19 protein-coding genes are annotated in these 18,890 nt (G+C 75.4%); 6 read left to right on the forward strand and 13 right to left on the reverse strand.

Going from position 1 to position 18,890, the window contains the following annotated elements; all coding sequences use genetic code 11:
- Nucleotides 1-144 precede the first annotated feature (144 nt).
- From manA to BMW62_RS00970, 6 genes are all read right to left on the reverse strand, one after another.
- Nucleotides 145-1,320 (reverse strand): mannose-6-phosphate isomerase, class I, encoded by a 1,176-nt coding sequence (gene manA / locus BMW62_RS00945; protein ID WP_091928955.1) that lies wholly within the window; start codon nt 1,318-1,320, stop codon nt 145-147.
- 182 nt (nt 1,321-1,502) lie between these two features.
- Nucleotides 1,503-2,447, reverse strand: coding sequence for a DUF808 domain-containing protein (locus BMW62_RS00950; RefSeq protein ID WP_091928956.1), 945 nt, complete (start codon nt 2,445-2,447; stop codon nt 1,503-1,505).
- A gap of 76 nt (nt 2,448-2,523) precedes the next feature.
- Entirely contained in the window at nt 2,524-3,669 is a 1,146-nt protein-coding gene (locus BMW62_RS00955) for an SIS domain-containing protein (RefSeq protein ID WP_091928957.1), read from the reverse strand.
- Between the two features lie 10 nt (nt 3,670-3,679).
- Nucleotides 3,680-3,853: a Trm112 family protein gene (locus BMW62_RS00960; RefSeq protein ID WP_091929155.1), complete on the reverse strand. Its 174-nt coding sequence runs from the start codon at nt 3,851-3,853 to the stop codon at nt 3,680-3,682.
- Nucleotides 3,854-3,885: 32 nt separating this feature from the next.
- Nucleotides 3,886-5,265 carry a phosphomannomutase/phosphoglucomutase gene (locus tag BMW62_RS00965; protein WP_091928958.1) on the reverse strand — a complete coding sequence of 460 codons (1,380 nt, stop codon included), beginning with the start codon at nt 5,263-5,265 and terminating at the stop codon, nt 3,886-3,888.
- Between the two features lie 97 nt (nt 5,266-5,362).
- Entirely contained in the window at nt 5,363-5,713 is a 351-nt protein-coding gene (locus BMW62_RS00970) for a DUF3499 domain-containing protein (RefSeq protein ID WP_091928959.1), read from the reverse strand.
- 220 nt (nt 5,714-5,933) lie between these two features.
- Here BMW62_RS00970 and BMW62_RS00975 point away from each other — a divergent pair, with 220 nt between their 5' ends.
- Entirely contained in the window at nt 5,934-6,398 is a 465-nt protein-coding gene (locus BMW62_RS00975; RefSeq protein WP_091928960.1) for a metallopeptidase family protein, read from the forward strand.
- A gap of 167 nt (nt 6,399-6,565) precedes the next feature.
- Complete coding sequence (locus BMW62_RS00980) at nt 6,566-7,432, forward strand: hypothetical protein (protein WP_139206151.1); 867 nt, start codon at nt 6,566-6,568, stop codon at nt 7,430-7,432.
- A 3-nt stretch (nt 7,433-7,435) separates the two neighbouring features.
- Here BMW62_RS00980 and BMW62_RS00985 read toward each other — a convergent pair whose 3' ends face one another.
- Nucleotides 7,436-8,248, reverse strand: coding sequence for a hypothetical protein (locus tag BMW62_RS00985; RefSeq protein WP_091928962.1), 813 nt, complete (start codon nt 8,246-8,248; stop codon nt 7,436-7,438).
- 117 nt (nt 8,249-8,365) lie between these two features.
- On the reverse strand, nt 8,366-8,596 hold the full coding sequence (locus tag BMW62_RS22400) for a WhiB family transcriptional regulator (protein WP_170852167.1): 231 nt from the start codon (nt 8,594-8,596) through the stop codon (nt 8,366-8,368).
- 382 nt (nt 8,597-8,978) lie between these two features.
- Between BMW62_RS22400 and cofD the strand changes: the two genes are divergently transcribed.
- The 3 genes from cofD to rfbA are packed head-to-tail and all read left to right on the forward strand — an operon-like array spanning nt 8,979 to nt 11,939.
- Nucleotides 8,979-9,932: a 2-phospho-L-lactate transferase gene (gene cofD, locus BMW62_RS00995; protein ID WP_091928964.1), complete on the forward strand. Its 954-nt coding sequence runs from the start codon at nt 8,979-8,981 to the stop codon at nt 9,930-9,932.
- Nucleotides 9,925-11,043, forward strand: a complete 1,119-nt coding sequence (locus BMW62_RS01000) for a coenzyme F420-0:L-glutamate ligase (RefSeq protein WP_244523760.1) — start codon at nt 9,925-9,927, stop codon at nt 11,041-11,043. Before cofD ends, BMW62_RS01000 begins: the two co-directional genes overlap by 8 nt.
- A gap of 29 nt (nt 11,044-11,072) precedes the next feature.
- Complete coding sequence (gene rfbA / locus BMW62_RS01005) at nt 11,073-11,939, forward strand: glucose-1-phosphate thymidylyltransferase RfbA (protein ID WP_091928965.1); 867 nt, start codon at nt 11,073-11,075, stop codon at nt 11,937-11,939.
- A 40-nt stretch (nt 11,940-11,979) separates the two neighbouring features.
- Here the strand turns inward: rfbA and BMW62_RS01010 are convergent, their stop codons facing one another.
- The 5 genes from BMW62_RS01010 to BMW62_RS01030 form a co-directional block, all read right to left on the reverse strand.
- Nucleotides 11,980-13,461, reverse strand: a complete 1,482-nt coding sequence (locus BMW62_RS01010; protein WP_091928966.1) for a hypothetical protein — start codon at nt 13,459-13,461, stop codon at nt 11,980-11,982.
- A 185-nt stretch (nt 13,462-13,646) separates the two neighbouring features.
- The gene (locus tag BMW62_RS01015; RefSeq protein ID WP_244523761.1) at nt 13,647-14,540 is read right to left on the reverse strand and encodes a DNA-3-methyladenine glycosylase family protein; all 894 of its coding nucleotides are present in this window, start codon (nt 14,538-14,540) and stop codon (nt 13,647-13,649) included.
- A gap of 55 nt (nt 14,541-14,595) precedes the next feature.
- Complete coding sequence (locus tag BMW62_RS01020) at nt 14,596-15,366, reverse strand: SDR family NAD(P)-dependent oxidoreductase (RefSeq protein WP_091928968.1); 771 nt, start codon at nt 15,364-15,366, stop codon at nt 14,596-14,598.
- A gap of 85 nt (nt 15,367-15,451) precedes the next feature.
- Entirely contained in the window at nt 15,452-16,552 is a 1,101-nt protein-coding gene (locus BMW62_RS01025; RefSeq protein ID WP_091928969.1) for a mannose-1-phosphate guanylyltransferase, read from the reverse strand.
- Between the two features lies 1 nt (nt 16,553).
- Nucleotides 16,554-17,498 carry a glycosyltransferase family 2 protein gene (locus BMW62_RS01030; RefSeq protein WP_091928970.1) on the reverse strand — a complete coding sequence of 315 codons (945 nt, stop codon included), beginning with the start codon at nt 17,496-17,498 and terminating at the stop codon, nt 16,554-16,556.
- 163 nt (nt 17,499-17,661) lie between these two features.
- Between BMW62_RS01030 and glf the strand changes: the two genes are divergently transcribed.
- Entirely contained in the window at nt 17,662-18,849 is a 1,188-nt protein-coding gene (gene glf, locus BMW62_RS01035) for a UDP-galactopyranose mutase (protein ID WP_091928971.1), read from the forward strand.
- Nucleotides 18,850-18,890: the final 41 nt, after the last annotated feature.

Genomic DNA, 18,890 nt, shown 5'->3' on the forward strand with positions numbered 1-18,890 from the left:
GCAGGCGCCTCCTCCGGTCCGGCCGCCGCCCCGGGCGGTCCGACACGGGGTGGCACGTCGTCGTGCACGCCCCGCCATCCTGACGGACGACGCGCCTCACCGCAGCATTCCCGGCGCCGGCCGGCGCCGCGGACCGTGCGGGTCTCAGCCCAGGTTAGTCGTCGCCCGGTAGAGGACGGCGGGACCGCGGGCGCTGACCGGCGCACCGGCGGGGAGGAACGCCGCACGCCCCTGCTCCAGGGTCAGCTCGCCGTCGACCGAGGCGAGCACGGCGGCGCCCTCCGTGCAGAGCAGCAGCTGCGGCCCGCGCGTGGTGAGCGTGCCCGCCTGCTCGTCGAGGTGCACGCGGGTGAGGTCGAAGTCCTGCACCGGCACCGGGTAGCGCAGCCCGCCGGGGCCGAGCACCGGGTGGAGCACCGGCACCTTGCCGTCGGTGAAGTCGAGGACCTCGATCAGCGCCGCCAGGTCGACGTGCTTGGCCGTCAGCCCGCCGCGCAGCACGTTGTCCGAGCTGGCCATCACCTCGACGCCGGCGCCGGAGAGGTAGGCGTGCAGGTTCCCCGCGGGGAGGAACACCGCCTCGCCCGGCGCGAGCTTGAGGTGGTTGCACATCAGCGAGATGACCACGCCCGGGTCACCCGGGTAGGTCTCGGCGAGGGTCGCCGCCCACCGGTAGGTGTTGATGAACTCCGGGTCGTGCGCCGCCACGAACCGGGCGGCCGCGGTGGCGACGGCGTGCACCAGCTCGGTCCGCCGCTCCCCGGTCAGCGCCAGCAGCTGCGGGATCGCCGCCCGCAGGCCACCGCGCGCCAGGGCGGCGATGGTGGGCTTGAGCTCGGGCACCTGCAGCTTGGCCAGGCAGTGCAGCGACTCCTCCACCGGGCGGAAGCCGCACAGCGCCTCGAAGGTGGTGAGCGCCAGCAGCAGCTCGGGCTTGTGGAAGGGGTCCTTGAAGGTGCGGGTCGGGTCGTCGTGCGCGATGCCGGCGGCCTCCTCGGCCGCGTAGCCGACCTCCGCCTGCGCCGTCGTCGGGTGCGCCTGCAGCGACAGCGGCGTCTCGGCGGCCAGCACCTTCAGCAGGAACGGCAGCCGCGCCCCGAACCGCTCCACCACCGCCGGGCCGAGCAACCGGTCGGGGTCCTCGGCGATCGCCTTGTCCAGCGGGCGCCCGTCGGAGAGCACGCTGGGCTCGTCGGGGTGCGCGCCCACCCACAGCTCCGCGTGCGGGCGGTCCGCGGGCACGGGCTCACCCAGGAGCTCGGGGATGACGGTACGGCTGCCCCAGGGGTAGAACCGCACACCGTTGCTCAGCTGCCACATCGTCTGGGCAGGTTACGGCTCGCCCCGGCCTCGCGGAACGCGACCTCACCCCAAGGGGCCGCAGGAACCACCCTCCGACGGCGGCGCGCACACCCGGGACGGGTCCGTGCCCCCGCACGTCCCCGGCCTCGTCGCGCGGCTCGCGCCGTGCTCGCGACGCGCGAGGAGGACGAGGTCCGCTCTCAGTGGGCGTCGGCGCCCGCCTTCGAGCGGTGCACCGTCAGGTTCATGACCAGCACGACCAGCGCCCCGACGACGAGGCCGAGGACGGCACTGCCCAGCGTGTTGACCAGCCAGCCCACGACCCCGCCGAGCGCGCCGGTGGCGTCGTGCGCCGCCTCTTCCAGGTGGTGCACGAACTCGTAGAGCGGGTGGAAACCGAGCTCGTCGGTGCCGAGCAGGATGATGTGCCCGCCGACCCAGAGCATCGCGGCGGTGCCGACGACGGTGAGCGCGGAGAGCAGCTTCGGCATCCCCTTCACCAGCCCGCGGCCGAACGCGGCCAGGCCCTTCGAGGACCGCTGGGACAGGCTCAGCCCCACGTCGTCCATCTTCACGATGAGGCCGACGACGCCGTACACGAGGACGGTGATGCCCACGGCGACGACGAGGAGGATGATCGCCCGGGACCAGAACGCCTCGCTGGCCACCTCGTTCAGGCTGATCACCATGATCTCGGCCGAGAGGATGAAGTCGGTGCGCACCGCCCCGCTGACGATCGTCTTCTCGTCGGGGAGGGCGTCCTCCACCGTGGCGTGGGCCTCGGCGTGCCCGCTGACCCGGTGCCAGATCTTCTCCGCGCCCTCGTAGCAGAGGTAGGCGCCGCCGAGCATCAGGATCGGGGTCAGCAGCCACGGCAGGAACTGGCTGAGCAGCAGGATCGCCGGGAGGATGACCAGCAGCTTGTTGCGCAGCGAGCCCAGCGCGATCTTCCGGATGATCGGCAGTTCGCGCTCGGCGTTCAGGCCGTGCACGTACTGGGGCGTGACCGCGGTGTCGTCGACGACGACGCCGGCGGCCTTCATGCTGGCCCGTCCGGCGGCTGCGCCGATGTCGTCGATCGAGGCGGCGGCCGCGCGCGCCAGCACCGCCACGTCGTCGAGCAGGGCTACGAGTCCACCCGCCAAGGGAGTTCCTTCCGGTCGGTCAGCACCGGTGTGCTGTCGCAGATGATGGTGGACCGTCCGCGGTCCGCGCGCGCCCTCAGGGACGCGGTACCCGCTCCAGGTCGAGCGCCAGCGCCAGGTAGACGGCGCTGAAGTCGGCGACCGCCAGCTGCCGGGCCACGCGGGGCAACCGGCCCAGCCGACCGGGCTCGCCGTGCTCGGCCAGGCCGCTGACCGGCACGCTGTGCGCGGCGGCGGTGCTCAGCACCTGCTGCATACCTTCCGCCGCCGAACGCGGCTCCCGCTCCCCCGCGCCGTCGCGCTCGCCGGCCTCGCTGTCGCGGATCGTCAGCAGCCGCAGCCGCCGGCCGGTGTCGTCGGCGCGGTCCCGGAAGAAGTCGTCGGCGGCGTCCTGCGGCGCCAGCGGCCCCCCGAGGACGGCGCAGGCGGCCACCCGCTGGTCGGGCAGCCGGAAGTCGGTCGCGGGCAGCCCCGCGAGCGTGGCGAGCTGGTCGGCGAAGCGGGTCGCCGCGGCGCCCGCCAGCGGGCCCTCCGAGGCGATCACCGGGAGCGTATCCAGCAGCTCCAGGGCCAGGCTCTTGGCCGGGTTGACGAACGTCTCCCGCGCCGGGCCGCACTCCGCGGCCACCTCGTCCAGCGCGGCCGCGACCGCCTCGGGGTCGGCCACCGCGGGCGCCAGCAGCCCGAGGTCGGTGGCCAGGCGCAGCATCGGGGTGAGCAGCGACCACAGGGTGGTGTGCCGGACGCGGGTGCGCGGCAGGGCGACGTAGGGCGCCCGGGCGGAGGCGCACACCCCGCGCAGCGGTGCGTCGTCGGCCCCGATGCCGACCAGGGAGACGCCCCGGCGGGCGGCCTCGTAGGCCGGCCCGACCGCGTAGGCGCCGGCACCGGTGCGGGTGGCCACGACGGCGATGTCGCTCGGGCCGGTCCACACCGGCAGCGCGGGGCCCGGGACGACGTCGACGGTGACCGGGCTGGTGGGCCCGAGGAGCGCCCGCAGGACCGAGGCGGCGACGGCCCCCTCCCGCCGGGCGACGACGACCAGCCCGCGGGGCCGGCCGGCCCCGGTGACCCGGTCGAGGCCCGCCTCCTCGGTCAGCCGGGTGGTCTCCCGCACCTGCGCGCCCGAGCCGGCGACGGCCGGCAGCAGGCCGCGCGGATCGCGGGCCCGCAGCAGCTCGAGGTCGTCGAGCACCTCCTCGGCGAGCTCCGGTGAGGTCACGGCGCGCCCCTCACCCGCGCTGCCGGGCCTCGTCGAGCAGCAGGACCGGGATGCCGTCGCGGACGGGGTAGGCCCGGTCGCAGGTGCCGCAGACGAGCTCGCCGGCCGCCTCGTCGACGGTCAGCGGTGTGTGGTGGGTGTCCGGGCAGGCGAGGATCGCCAGCAGCTCGGGGTCCAGCCCCAGCGGTCCGGCGGCGGGGCTGCTCTGGGTACCGGTCACTTCTGCTCCTCCTCCGCGCGCACGGTGCCGAGCACCCGGTCGCGCAGCTCGCTCATCCGCGCCTCGTCCGGCGCCTCGACGTTGAGCCGCAGCAGCGGCTCGGTGTTGCTGGCCCGCAGGTTGAACCACGCGCCGTCGGGGAGCTCGACGGTCAGGCCGTCGAGCTCGTCGACCGTCACGCCGTCCTCCCCCTCGTAGAGCTCGCGCACGGCGGCCGTCCGCTCCGCCGCGTCCGCCACCGTCGAGTTGATCTCGCCCGAGGCCGCGTAGCGTGCGTAGGCGGCTGTCAGCCCGGACAGCGGCCGGCCCTGCTCGCCGAGCGCCGCCAGGACGTGCATGGCGGCCAGCATGCCCGTGTCGGCCCGCCAGAAGTCGCGGAAGTAGTAGTGCGCGGAGTGCTCGCCGCCGAAGACGGCGTCGGTGCGGGCCATCTCGGCCTTGATGAAGGAGTGCCCGACCCGGGTGCGCACCGGCTGCCCGCCGTGCTCGCGCACGATCTCAGGGACGGCGCGGGAGGTGATCAGGTTGTGGATGATCGTCGTGCCGCGCCCCTTCGCCAGCTCCCGGACGGCGACCAGCGCGGTGATGGCCGACGGGCTGACCGGCTCGCCGCGCTCGTCGACGACGAACACCCGGTCGGCGTCGCCGTCGAAGGCCAGGCCGATGTCGGCCCCGTGCTCGACGACGGCGCGCTGCAGGTCGACGAGGTTCGCCGGGTCCAGCGGGTTGGCCTCGTGGTTGGGGAACGAGCCGTCCAGCTCGAAGTAGAGGGGGACGATCTCCAGCGGCAGGTCGGCGAGCACCACCGGCACGGTGTGCCCGCCCATGCCGTTGCCCGCGTCGACGACGACCTTCAGGGGCCGGACCGCGGACAGGTCGACCAGCGAGCGCAGGTGGGTGGCGTACCCGGCGAGCACGTCCCGCGCCGACACCGTGCCGACCCGGTCGGGTGCGCGCTCGTAGTCGTCGCGCTCGGCCCACTCGCGGATGGTGACCAGCCCGGAGTCCTGCCCGATGGGCGCCGCACCGGCGCGGCACAGCTTGATGCCGTTGTACTGCGCCGGGTTGTGGCTGGCGGTGAACATCGCCCCGGGCAGGCCCAGCGAGCCGGCGGCGAAGTACAGCAGGTCGGTCGAGCCCAGACCCGCCTCGACGACGTCGACGCCGCGGGCGATGACGCCCTCGGCGAAGGCGCGGGAGAGCGGGACGGAGGACTCGCGCATGTCGTGCGCGGTGACCACGGCCGTGGCGCCGCTCTCGGCGTGCACGAACTCGGCGAAGGCCGCGCCGATCGCACGGGCGACGTCCTCGTCCCACTGGTCGGGGACGACCCCACGGACGTCGTAGGCCTTGATCAGGGCCGAGAGATCACGCACGCCCCGACACTATCGGCGCGCCTGGCGAGGTGCTGGAACGGCCACCCTTCAGGGGCCCGCGCCGAGCGTGCGAGGCGTGGGGTGAAGGGTGGTCCTTCTAGGGGAGGTCGGGCAGGACCCGCAGGTGGCCGCGGCGGATGCCGCTGCCGTCGTCGGCGGGGTTGCGCGGCGGCTCGGGACGGGCCGCCTCGCGCACGGCGTCGGCCAGGGCCAACAGGTCGTCCCCGGTCGGCCCGACGTCGTCGATGTCGATCTCGTGCCGGACGACCTCCCAGCCGCGCGGGACGGTCAGCCGCTCGGCGTGGAACTCGCACAGGTCGTAGCTGTGCGGCTCGGAGTACGTCGCCAACGGGCCCACGACAGCGGTCGACTCCGCGTAGACGTAGGTCAGGGTCGCCGCTGCCGGTTGCGCGCAGCCGCTGCGCGAGCAGCGCCGTGACTGCCTCACCACCGGTTCCTCACGCAAGGCACAGTAATCCCGCCCGGCGGTGCGCGACAGCAGGCGCACCGGGAAACCGGCTGTGGCGCCCCATCCTGCACGATGACCCCGTGGGCATCGTCACCGGTCGGACGCGGGATGGCGCCGCGCGGGGCCGGACGTGGGGGAACGTCCGGCGAACCGTGCCGGGTCCCGGCGTGTCGCTTCCCGCCGTACCCTGCGTGCAGTCATGAGCCACCCCCCGCGCCGCCGCCCCCGCTCCCGCCGCGACCGCCACGGTCGCGGCCTGCGGGGACGCCTCATGCCCGCCCAGGTGCCGCTGTCGCGCAGCCGCGCCGAGCAGTTCGACGACCTGGTGCTGGACGCGGTCGAGGACCTCGAGCGCCGCTGGGAGCGGGAGCTGGCCGGCGTGGAGTTCGCCGTCGAGGACGTGCCGTGGGTGGAGCACACCGATCCGGACGAGGCGCTGCTGGACGCCGACGTGCTCGACGACGCGGGTGTCCCCCTGGCCCGCCTGCTGCCGGCCCGCCGCGAGCAGGGCGAGGAGGTGCCGCCGCGGATCGTGGTCTACCGGCGCCCGCTGGAGCTGCGCGCGCACGACCGCGAGGACCTCGCCGACCTGGTGCGCGACGTCGTCGTCGACCAGGTGGCCACCCTCCTGGGTCGCGACCCCGAGGAGATCGACCCCATCTGAGCCGATCCGCGGCCGGTCCTCCTCGCCACGTCACCGCCGACCGCGTCGCACACCGCGCGCCCGGGTGACGCACCGCGAGGTCGAGCCCAGCTGTCCACGGGCCCGGCAGCAGCGCCCTGCCGGAAGGCCGCCTCGGCGCAGGGCGGCCGGCTGACATGCTGGTCGGGATGGACGCCCCTGCCGCCACCGCCTGGCTCGTCGTGGGCGTGGTCCTGGGCGCGCTCGCGGTGGCGGCGCTCGTGTCGGTCCTGGCCGTCGCCCGGCACCGCGCCGGCCGGCGCCGGGGGCGGTCCCCCACGCCGGTCGACGACCTGGCCGAGTTCCTCGAGCACCCACCCGGCACCCGGCCGCAGGCGCCGCCGCCCGCCGGCTGGGCGACGCTCGCCCCGCCGGAGCCGCCGCCCGTCGGCGACCGGGAGCGGTCCGGCCCGCTGCTGGCCGCCCTCTGCGTCGCCGCGCTGGCGCTCGTGGGCGCGGCCGCCGCCGTCGCGGCCGCCACGGCCGACCGGACGCCGCCCGTCCGCGCCTCCGGGACGTCGCCGGCACCGGCCATCACGACCGAGGCGCCCGGCGCCCCCGTCGCCGACCTCGTGGTGGGCGGCCTGGTGCTGGAACCGCGGGCGGTGGGCGTCACCGCGACCTACCCGGAGGTGCGGCTCACCACCGGTGCAGGCGCCTCGCGGCTGGAGCTGCGGCTGCCCACCTACAACTGCCTGACCGCCGAGGCCCCCGCCGACCCGGTCGCCGCCGGCTGCACCGCCACGCCGGTCGAGCACGCCGTCGTCGAGGGCGACGACCTGCGCGTGATCCGCGACGGCGAGGGGTGGGTCGTGCGCGGTGAGGCCGCGACCGTCGTGCGCCCGGGCGGCTCCGCACCCGAGGCGACCGGGCGGGTGTACCCGCTGGAGCTCACCGTGTCGCCCGAGGGGGCTCCGGCCGCCGACGGGACCAGGGCCGCCGGCGGCGACCTGCGGCTGGGCACGGGGCGCGCCGCGGTGCTCGCCGAGCGCAGCCGGATGCGCCCCCCGGGCTGAGGCTCAGCGCGGCCAGCGCCGCAGCGGCACGGAGAAGGTGCTCACCGGCGCCCCCATCCCGGTCTCCAGCCCGCCGTCGCCGGCCACGCCCCACCACGGCCAGCGGTCGCCGCCGTCCAGCAGGGTGAGCAGCCCGGCGCGCAGCCGGTCGCCGTCGGCGACCACGGCGACCTCCAGGTGGCCGGTGGCCGCGTGCAGCCGGGCGGCGGCGCGCAGGAGGCCCCGCGCCCGGCGGTCGGGCGCGGCGGCGAGGAACGCGGGAAGCCAGCGCTCCAGGAGCCGCCCGTCCCGGCCCCGCTCGACGGACCCGATCCCGTCCAGGGCGTCGACCAGGATCGTGCTGCGCTCGTTGGCCAGGACGGCGGTGCGCAGGCGGGCCGCCAGCGACCGGGCGGTGGGATCACCCAGCGGGAGCCCGGTGAACCGCAGCAACCAGGGGCCGCGCAGGGAGTCGAGCAGGGAGAGCACCCCGCCGGCGAGCAGGTCCGCGGCCTCGGCGTCCCGCGCCAGCAGCCGCGCCGTGGGACGACCACCGGGCAGGGGTGACCGCGCCTGCCCGAGCAGGCCGACCGCGGTGACGGGCCCGCGCCGCCGGAGGTCGAGGAAGGCCGCGGCCCGCGGCGGGCCGTCGGCAGCCCCGTCCACGACGACGGCGACCGGGCGGGTGGGAAGCCGGCGGACGGCGCCGTCGTTCAGCACGGCGGTCAGCCACGGCGCGCGGGCGGTCAGCGGCGCGGACAACGCGGCGGCGAGCGGTTCGGCGGCCCGGACCTCGCGGACCACCCGCGCTCGACCGACGGCGACCCGGGCGACCATGCCCCGAACAGAACCACAGCCGCCGGCGAGGGGCGCCGGCGGCTGTAGGTGAGGAACTGGAACGGCCCCGCCCAGAGGCTCGTCGCGAGCCTGCGAGCGATGAGGAGGGCGGGGTCCTTAAACGGCGCGGCGGCGCAGCCGGCGCCGCTCGCGCTCGGAGAGGCCGCCCCAGATGCCGAAGCGCTCGTCGTTGGCGAGTGCGTACTCCAGGCACTCGGCCTTGACCTCGCAGCCGGTGCAGATCTTCTTCGCCTCGCGGGTGGAGCCACCCTTCTCCGGGAAGAACGCCTCCGGGTCGGTCTCGGCGCACAGCGCGCGCTCCTGCCACGACTGGGTGTCGGGCTCCAGGCCGAACCCGAGGAAGCCGACGAACGGCTGCCCCGTGCCCTGGCCCAGGAGCTGGCCCGCGCCGTGGCCGGTCGCCGCCAGCCGGTCGGCCGACCGCTCCGTGCCGTTCACGTAATCGCTCAACCACGACACCTCTGCCATGACGGTGCGTCCCCTCTCGCTCTCGTCACGGTGCGCGGCCGGCAGGACGTTCCCGGGCCGTTCAGCACTCGTCGACACCGCGGGAATTACACGCGTGTCGTTGCCCGGCCGTCAACTTCGCCCGGTGTAAGCGACACGCCACAGCAGCCCCACGCGCACCAGGGTGTTCGTCACATCTCGTGGCACCCGCCGACACGCCCGGCGAACAGTCGACAAGTGCTCATCGGGCACGATGCGTTTCGTGCAGATCGTCGTGCTGGCCGGTGGTACCGGAGGGGCTCGGTTCCTGCGTGGGGTGCGCGCCGCGGCGCCCGAGGCGGAGATCACGGCCGTGGTCAACACCGGGGACGACGTGACGCTGCACGGCCTGCGGATCTGCCCGGACCTGGACACGGTCGTCTACACCCTCGGCGGCGGTATCGACGAGGAGCGCGGCTGGGGGCGGGCCGGCGAGTCGTGGACGGTCAAGGAGGAGCTGGCCGCCTACGGCGCCGACCCCGCGTGGTTCGGCCTCGGCGACCGCGACCTGGCCACGCACCTGATCCGCACCCGGATGCTCGACGCCGGCTACCCGCTGTCGGCGGTCACGGCGGCGCTGGCCGACCGCTGGCAGCCCGGCGTCACCGTGCTGCCCATGAGCGACCAGCGGGTCGAGACCCACGTCGTCGTGACCGATCCCGAGGACGGCCGCCAGCGGGCGATCCACTTCCAGGAGTGGTGGGTGCGGCACCGCGCGGCCCTGGACCCCGCGGCGTTCGTGCAGATCGGCGTCGAGGCGGCCCGGCCCGCCCCCGGGGTCGCCGAGGCGCTGGCCGCCGCCGACGCGGTCCTCTTCGCGCCGTCGAACCCCGTCGTGTCGATCGGCACCGTCCTCGGCGTCCCGGGGCTGCGCGACGCCCTGCTGGCCTCGCCCGCCCGGATCGCGGGCGTCTCCCCGATCATCGGGGGCACCGTCGTGCGCGGCATGGCCGACCGCTGCCTGCCCGTGCTGGGCATCGAGGTGAGCGCCGAGGGCGTCGGCCGGCACTACGGCGCCCGCTCCGACGGTGGCCTGCTCGACGCCTGGCTGGTCGCCGAGGACGACGCCGCGGAGGTCCCGGGGGTCGACGTGCGGCGGCTGCCGCTGCTCATGTCCTCCCCCGAAGCGACGACGGCGCTGGCCCGGGCCGCGCTCGACGCCTGCGCCCGTGGCTGACGAAGGACCCCGTCCTCCTCACGGCTCGCACGCTCGCCGCGAGCCTCTGGACGGGGCCGAACCGGCCGGCATCTCGGTCCTGCCCGTCGCCGGGCTGCCGGAGTTCGGTCCGGGCGACGACCTGGCCGCAGCGGTCGCGGCCGCGGCGCCCTGGCTCGCCGACGGCGACGTCGTCGTCGTCACCTCGAAGGTGGTCTCGAAGGTCGAGGGGCGGCTGGTCCGCCTCGAGCCCGGGGCCGACCGGGAGGCCGCCCGGCAGCGGGCGATCGACGCCGAGACGGTGCGGGTGCTCGCCCGCCGCGGGCCGCTGAAGATCGTGCAGACCCGGCAGGGCTGGGTGGTCGCCGCGGCCGGCATCGACGCGTCGAACGTCGCCTCCGACACCCTCGTCCTGCTCCCCGAGGACGCCGACGCCTCCGCGCGGCGGCTGCGGGCCCGGTTGCGCGCGCTCGCCGGGGTCGACGTCGCCGTGGTCGTGAGCGACACCTTCGGCCGCACCTGGCGCGAGGGGCTGACCGACGTCGCCGTCGGCTCGGCCGGGATCACCGCCCTGGACGACCACCGCGGCGCCCTCGACGCCCACGGCAACCGGCTGGAGACCACCCGGGTCGCCGTGGTCGACGAGCTGGCGTCGGCCGCGGACCTGGTGAAGGGCAAGCTGGCAGGGGTCCCGGTGGCGGTGGTGCGCGGGCTGCCGGTGCAGCGCCCGGCCGAGGACGCCGACGAGGGCACCCGGCCGCTGGTGCGCCTGCCGGCCGACGACCTCTTCCCCTACGGCTCCCGCGACCTGGTGGGCTCGCGGGCGCCCGCGAACGACCTGGTGCCCCGCCCCGGTGACCGGGAGGCGGCGGCAGCGGCCTTCCGGGTCGCCAGCGCCGCGCTGCCGGAGTTCCCCGTGGTGCTCCGGCACGGCGGCGAGGGCGACGGCGCCGTCGACGTCCACCTGCCCGACGCGGTGACGACGACGAGCGCCCTCAACGCCGGCGCGCTGGTCGGCGCCGCGATCGTGCAGCTGCACGCGGAGGGCTGGGCGACCCGCTGGGAGCCCGCCCCCGGCGCCGGCGGCACCTCACTCGTCGGGAGGCTGTGGCTCGGCGGACCGGCGCTGTAGAGCCGCACCGCTGGGTACGGTTCCTCCCCATGCGCGGGATCATCCTGGCCGGTGGCACGGGGAGCCGTCTGTTCCCCATCACCCAGGCCGTGAGCAAGCAGCTCATGCCGGTCTACGACAAGCCGATGATCTACTACCCGCTCTCCACGCTGATGATGGCGGGGATCCGCGAGGTGCTGGTCATCACCACCCCGGACGACCAGGCCGCCTTCCGCGCGCTCCTGGGCGACGGCACCCGATTGGGCATGCGGATCGAGTACGCCGCCCAGCCGCGGCCCGAGGGGCTGGCCCAGGCGTTCCTCATCGGGGCGGAGTTCCTCGGCGGTGAGTCCGTGGCCCTGGTGCTCGGCGACAACATCTTCTACGGCGCGGGCCTGGGCACGGCCCTCTCCCGCCTGCCCGAGCCGGCCGGCGGGCACGTCTTCGCCTACCACGTGGCCAACCCGCGGGACTACGGCGTCGTGGAGTTCGACGACGCCGGCCGGGTGCTGTCGGTCGAGGAGAAGCCGGTCCGGCCCAAGAGCTCCTACGCCGTCCCCGGGCTGTACTTCTACGCCGGCGACGTCGTCGAGGTCGCGCGCGGGATCACCCCGAGCGCCCGCGGCGAGCTGGAGATCACCGCGGTCAACGAGCACTACCTGCGGGAGGACCGGCTGACCGTCACCGCGCTGGACCGCGGCACGGCCTGGCTGGACACCGGCACCTTCGCCTCGCTGCGCCAGGCCACCGAGTTCGTATCGGTCGTCGAGGAGCGCCAGGGGCTGAAGATCGGCTGCATCGAGGAGGTGGCCTGGCGCAACGGCTGGCTGGACGACGACGGCCTGCGCGCGATCGCCGAGCCGCTGGGCAAGAGCGGCTACGGGGCCTACCTGCTGGGTCTGCTCGACGAGCGCTGACCCCTGGGGGCCAGCGCGTGCGGGTCCGCCCTGAAGCAGGTCACCGGGGTACCGGCGGGGGCACCCGCCCGAGCCGCTCGCCGACCGCCACGGGAGCGGTGTCCTCCTCGGCGCGCGGTACCCCCGCCGTCGCCCCCGGCTCGCGGTGGGGAGCCACGCCACGGCGCCGGAGGACCGCGTCGAGCAGCAGGAGCACCGCGGCGACGGTGACCCCGACGGCCGGCCAGTAGACGTAGCGGTAGTCGTAACCGATCACCATCGGCAGGTAGCTGACGATGTAGACGGCAGCTGACGCGCCGATGCCGGCGACCACCCGGGCGTGCTCACCGGCCGGACGCCGGCGCCAGGCCACCGCCGTCACCGCCACGGCGGCCAGCAGCCAGAAGAACGGCCGGTAGAGGAAGCCGAAGTTGCGGGCCGTGAAGGCCTCGTACGACGCGAGCAGCTCCACCGCCGGCCCGGGGGCGAAGGTCAGCCCCAGCGCGTTCTCCTGGATGCCGTACCAGGACACGAAGATCTGCTCCGGCGGCGTGTCGAGAAAGTCCGCGAACACCCCGAGGCGGAACTGGGCGTAACGCAGGGGGTGCTCGGCGATACCCCGGAGGTAGAGGCTGCGCAGCTGCTCGTGGTGCGTGAGGAAGACGGCGGGCACGGTGCCGGTCGTGTTGGCGCACCGCCAGGTGTAGTTGACGTCGAACTCCCCCGGCGGGCACGACGTCGCCATCCGGACGAGGTACTCCTCCAACGGCGGGTCCACCGCCGCCGTCCGGAGCTCGGCCACGGTGTACAGGTGCAGCACGTCGTCGACCATGATGCTGGCCGCAGGGTGCGTCTCCTGGACCGGCCGGACGGCGTCGATGACCGGCGTCGCGGCGAGCGAGAGGACGACCGTGGCCGCGGCCAGGAGCAGCCGGCCGCGCCGCGCGGCGCCCGGCCAGGTCAGCAGGAACAGCAGCGGGACGAGCGCCGGCAGCGCGTTGTAGCGCACCGCGCCCGCGTAGGCCAGCAGCAGCACGGTGACGGCGATCGCGGTGTTGCGCAGCCAGACCCGCCGGATCCCCTGGCGCAGGTGCAGGAGCAGGACGACGGCACCCAGCAGCGCGAAGGCGAGCTGCTGATCCTTCCAGATCACCCCGGAGATGCTCACCACGTACGGCAGGAGTCCGGTGCCCAGGGGCAGCAGGGAGAGCAGGCGACGCCCCCCGCGCCGGTGGACGTACACCGCCAGCAGCGTGAGCGAGGTCCACAGCAGGGCCAGCTGGGCGACGAGCAGGCTGCCCACGCTGCCGGACGCCGACATCAGCACCCGCCACAGGACGGTCATCACCGGCGGGTGCCAGTCGTCGAGCCGGCCGAGGTCCACGGCCTGCTCGAGCTGGCGGACCGAGTCCCAGGACATGAGCCCCGGGTAGACCGGCGCGACGTTCGCCGCGAAGAGCGCGGTGCCGAGGGCGACGAGGACACCGGTCCAGTGCGCGGCGACCCACGTGCGGCCGGCCGCCGCGCTGGTCCTGCTCCCCATGGGCCTGGCACACCGCTTCCGCGTCGAGGGGCCGCCCGGGCGGCCCGCTACCCGCCGCCAGTCGGGGCCGGGAGCTCCGACTCTAGGTTCGGCCGTCGCCGACCCGCGGGTCGGCCGCGCGTGTCGGCCCCGCCCGCACCACCCGACCCGTCCGTCCGCCGGGCGGCGCCCGGCGGCCCGGTCCGCTAGCGCCGCCGGTTGTCGACCGGGGCGAAGCGCGGGCCGCGCCGCGGCCGCCGGGGCCCGCCCGCCAGGAGCAGGCGCACCACCCGCTGCCGGTGCCCCCGCCACGGCTCCAGCAGCGCGAGCATGCCCGCGTCGTCGGTGTCCCGGCGGCCGGTCAGCGCGTAGCCCACGAGGTTCTTCAGGTGGTAGTCGCCGACGCTGACGGTGTCGGGATCGCCGTAGACCCGCTGCACCACCTCGGCCGCCGTCCACACCCCGATGCCGGGCAGCGAGCACATCCGCCGCTGCAGCCCGGCCGAGTCGCCGGCCCGCTCGGGCTCCAGGGCGGAGGCCGCGGTCGCCGCCGCGCGCAGCGCCCGGCGGCGGGCACCGTCCAGGCCGCAGCGGTGCCACTCCCAGTCGGTCACCTCCAGGACGCGCTGCGCCGAGGGCACCACGCGCATCCCCTCGGGCGCCGGCCCCGGGGCGGGCTCCCCCGCGAGCCGGAGGAGCTCCCGCCACACCCGGTAGGCCTCGGCGGTGGTCACCTTCTGCTCCAGCACCGCGGGCACCAGCGCGTCCCAGGTGCGGCCGGTCCGCCCCAGCCGGAGCCACGGCGTCGTGCGGTGCAGCTCGGCCACCGTCGGGTGGTCGCCGGGCCGGAACTCCCCGGGGCGGTCGGCCGCGCCGAGCCACTCGGGCACCGCGGCCCCGGCGCGCTCCGCGCCGGGGCCCCAGGCGCTGACCGCCACCCCCGCGGCCGTGCGGACCAGCCGCACCGTGGCGGCCCCCTCGGGGGTGGAGGTCGTGCGCCAGGTCCCGGAGTCTGCCACCCGCAGCGCGGGGTCAGCGGCCCCGCGGCGGTGCGGCGCCAGCATCCGGCCGAGGTCCAGGGGCCAGTCCGGCGTCCACACCGCGTGGTAGGCGGGGGCGTCGAGGGTGGTGCTCAGCGGGTGCTCCGGGAAGAGGTCAGCGGGGTGCCATGCGCAGCGCGCCGTCCATCCGGATCACCTCACCGTTGAGGTAGCCGTTCTCGACGATCGCGAGCGCCAGCTCGGCGAAGTCCGACGGACGGCCGAGCCGCTTGGGGAAGGGTATGCCCCCCGAGAGGGCGGCCCGCGCCTCCTCGGGCAGGGAGCCCAGCAGCGGGGTGTCCACCAGCCCGGGGGCGATGGTGCAGACGCGCACGCCCACGCTGGAGAGGTCGCGGGCCGCAGGCAGGGTCATGCCGACGACGCCGCCCTTGGACGCGGAGTACGCCAGCTGCCCGATCTGGCCGTCGAAGGCGGCGATGGAGGCGGTGTTGACGACGACGCCGCGCTCGCCCTCCTCGCCCGGCTCGGTCCGCGCCATCGCGGCCGCGGCCAGGCGCAGGACGTTGAACGTGCCGATCAGGTTGACGCCCAGCACGCGGGTGAAGCCGCCGAGCTCGTGAGGTGCGCCGTCGCGGCCGACGGTGCGCTGGGCCAGCCCGATGCCGGCGCAGCTGATCGCGATGCGCAGCGGGCGGTCCTTGCCGGTCGCCTCCGCGACGGCGGCCTCCACCGACGCCTCGTCGGTGACGTCCGTGCGGACGAAGGTGGTGTGCCCGCCCAGCTCGGCGGCGAGCGCCTGCCCGCGCTCCTGGTTCAGGTCCATGATCGTGACCGCGGCACCCCGGGCGGCCAGCGCCCGGGTCGTGGCCTCCCCGAGACCGGAGGCTCCCCCGCTGACCACGGCTGCGACGTCGAAGTTCTTCATGCCCCGGAACGTAACCCGAGGGAGCGGCCTCCCTGCAGGGTCCCGTCGCGAGCCTGCGAGCGGTGAGGGGCAGGGAGGTCCTTCATCAGGAGAAACGGTCGCCGTACCGCTCCTGCACGGCGCCGAGCAGCAGCTTGACCCGCTCGGCGTCGGCGACCGGGCAGACCATGGTGACGTCGGCCGTGTGCACGACGACGCTGTCCTGCACGCCCACGAGCGCGACCAGGTGCTCCGGGTCGTCGCTGAGGACGATGTTCCCCGCCCCGTCCAGCACGACGGCGGGCCCGCGCACGGCGTTGCCCGCGCCGTCGTCGTCTAGCGTGTGCGCCAGCGCGGGCCAGGAGCCGACGTCCAGCCAGTCCACGTCGAGGTCGACGACGAGCACCCGCCCGGGCTCGGTCGCGGCCGGCTCGAGGACGGCGTAGTCGACGCTGATCTTCGGCAGGCCCGGGAACACCTCGGCCAGCACGGCGTCCCGCGCCGGGCCGGCGGGCGCGGCGACGATGCGGGCCAGGCCCTCGGCCGAGGCCGGGAGGTGGTCGGCCAGGGCGTCGAGCACCGTGCGGGCGCGCCAGACGAACATGCCCGAGTTCCACAGGTACCGGCCCGAGGCCAGGTACTCCTCGGCGGTGGCGCGGTCGGGCTTCTCGCGGAACGACGCCGCCTCGGCCACGCCCGGCCGGCCGGTCGGCGCGCCGCGCTGCACGTAGCCGAAGCCGGTGGCCGGCGCCGTCGGCCGGATGCCGAGAGTGACCAGCGAACGGGGGCGGGCGGCGAGCGCGTCGTAGGCGGTGCGCAGCGCGTCGGCGAACCGCTCCACCGGCCGGATGACGTGGTCGGCGCTGACGACGGCGAGCTCGGCGTCCGGGTCGACGTCGGCGACCAGCGCCGCGGTCAGCCCGACGGCGTTGGCGGTGTCGCGGGCGACCGGCTCGAGCACCAGCCGGTCGGTGCGCAGCTCGGGCAGCGCCGCGCGCACCTGGTCGGCGTAGCGGGCCGCCGTGCAGACCCAGACGGTGTCGGCGGGAAGCACCGCGCGCAGCCGCTCCCAGGCCTCGGCCAGCAGGCTGCGCGGCGCCCCGTCGGCGCCCGCGACGACGTCGAGCAGCTGCTTGGGGCGGTCGCCGCGCGACAGCGGCCACAGCCGCGTGCCCGAGCCGCCCGCCATGATCACCGCGTGCCGCACGTCAGCCCTCCCCGGCCCCGCGGCGCCGCGGGGCGGGCACGGCCGCCAGCTCGCGGGCACGGCGCTGGAACCGGGCGCCGGCCGCGACCCGCCCGCTGACGTAGGAGACCAGCATCCGGCCCCCGAGCCCGGCGCGGAACGCGGTGCGCAGCGGGGCGTGCCGCCGACGGGGGTACTGCCCGGAGAGGTACCGCAGCGCGCTGGTGTGGTGCACCCGCTGCATCCGGTGCGGCTCCCGCCGGGTGGCGTGCCCGCCCTCGTGCTCGACGACCGCGGTGGGCACGTAGACGTGCAGCCAGCCCGCGCGGGTGAGCCGCTCGGCGAGGTCGACGTCCTCGAAGTACATGAAGTAGCCCGGGTCGAAGCCGCCGACGGACCAGAAGGCCTCCAGGTCGACCAGCAGGCACGAGCCGCTCAGCCACCCCGCCGGGCGCTCGCGGGGCGCCTCGCGCTCGCGCCGGTAGCGCGCGGTCCACGGGTTGCCGGGCCACGCCCAGCCCAGCAGGGCGTGCCCGGCGCCGGTGGACAGCCTCGGCAGGTCCCGGGCCGATGGGTAGAGCTCGCCGTCGGGCGTCATGATCGCCGGGCCCAGGGTGGCCGCCCTCGGCCAGCGGTCGGCGGCGGCGAGGAGTTCGTCGACCGATCCGGGCGAGAAGCGCAGGTCGGGGTTGGCGATGAGTGCGCGGCCGGTGCGGACGTCGGCGAGCCCGGCGTTCGCCGCCGCGCCGTACCCGATGTTCCCGCCGGTGCGCAGCACGCGGACGTGCGGGTGGCGGGACGCGGCGCGCTCCGGTGCGCCGTCGGTCGAGCCGTTGTCGGCGAGGACCACCTCCACCGGCCGGCTGGTGGCGTCGGCCAGCGAGTCGACGAACTGCTCGAGCGCCGCACCCGGCGAGTAGGTGACGGCGACGACGCGCAGCGGCGGCGGGCCGGAGGGAGACGACACGGGGGCCCACCCTAGGCACTCCCGTCCCGGGACGGCCCGATCCACGGCCGCACGGCGGCCGGGCGAGGTGGATGAGGCCCGTGTGACGGAACGGGTCGCCACGCCCCCGACACCGCCTCTCCGTGGTCGTGCGGCCCCGGACCGGCAGGTACCGTCGAGACCCGTGACCACCACAGGACCTGACCTCGTCGTCGTCGGCTCCGGATTCTTCGGGCTCACCGTCGCGGAGCGGGTGGCCAGCCAGCTGGGCAAGCGGGTCCTCGTGATCGACCGCCGCCACCACATCGGCGGGAACGCCTACTCCGCCCCGGAGCCCGAGACCGGCATCGAGGTGCACGTCTACGGCGCACACCTGTTCCACACGTCGAACGAGCGGGTCTGGCAGTACGTCAACCAGTTCACCGAGTTCACCAACTACCAGCACCGGGTCTTCAGCACCTACCAGGGGCAGACGTACGCCCTGCCCATCAACCTGGCCACCATCTGCCAGTACTTCGGCAAGAGCTTCTCCCCGGACGAGGCGCGCGCCCTGGTCGCCGAGCAGGCCGGCGAGATCGACACCGCGGAGGCCGCGAACCTCGAGGAGAAGGCGATCTCGTTGATCGGCCGGCCCCTCTACGAGGCATTCATCCGCGGGTACACGAAGAAGCAGTGGCAGACCGACCCGACCGAGCTGCCCGCCGCCGTCATCGCCCGACTCCCGGTGCGCTACACGTTCGACAACCGGTACTTCAACGACACCTACGAGGGCCTGCCGAAGGACGGCTACACCGCCTGGCTGCAGCGCATGGCCGACCACCCGAACATCGAGGTGCGGCTCTCCACCGACTACTTCGACGTCCGCGACGAGCTGCCGACCGACGTCCCGACGGTCTTCACCGGCCCGATCGACAAGTACTTCGGCTACGAGGCCGGCGAGCTGGGCTGGCGCACGCTGGACTTCGAGACCGAGGTCCTCCCCACCGGCGACTTCCAGGGCACCTCGGTCATGAACTACGCCGACGAGGACGTGCCCTACACCCGCATCCACGAGTTCCGGCACTTCCACCCGGAGCGGGACTACCCCGCGGACAAGACCGTGGTCGTGCGGGAGTTCTCGCGCTTCGCCGAGACCGGCGACGAGCCCTACTACCCGATCAACACCCCCGAGGACCGCGCCAAGCTCGAGCGCTACCGGGAGCTCGCGGCCAAGGAGGCCGCCGAGAAGCGCGTGCTCTTCGGCGGACGGCTCGGCACCTACAAGTACCTCGACATGCACATGGCCATCGGCTCGGCGTTGACCATGTTCGACAACCGCATCCGCCCCTTCTTCGACCAGGGCGGCTCGCTCGACGGTCGCCTGGAGGACTGATGCGGGAGACGCCCCCCAGCGCCGACGGCGACCGCCTTCCC

The organism is Blastococcus sp. DSM 46786, from assembly GCF_900109665.1.
GTDB classification, from domain to species: domain Bacteria; phylum Actinomycetota; class Actinomycetes; order Mycobacteriales; family Geodermatophilaceae; genus Blastococcus; species Blastococcus carthaginiensis.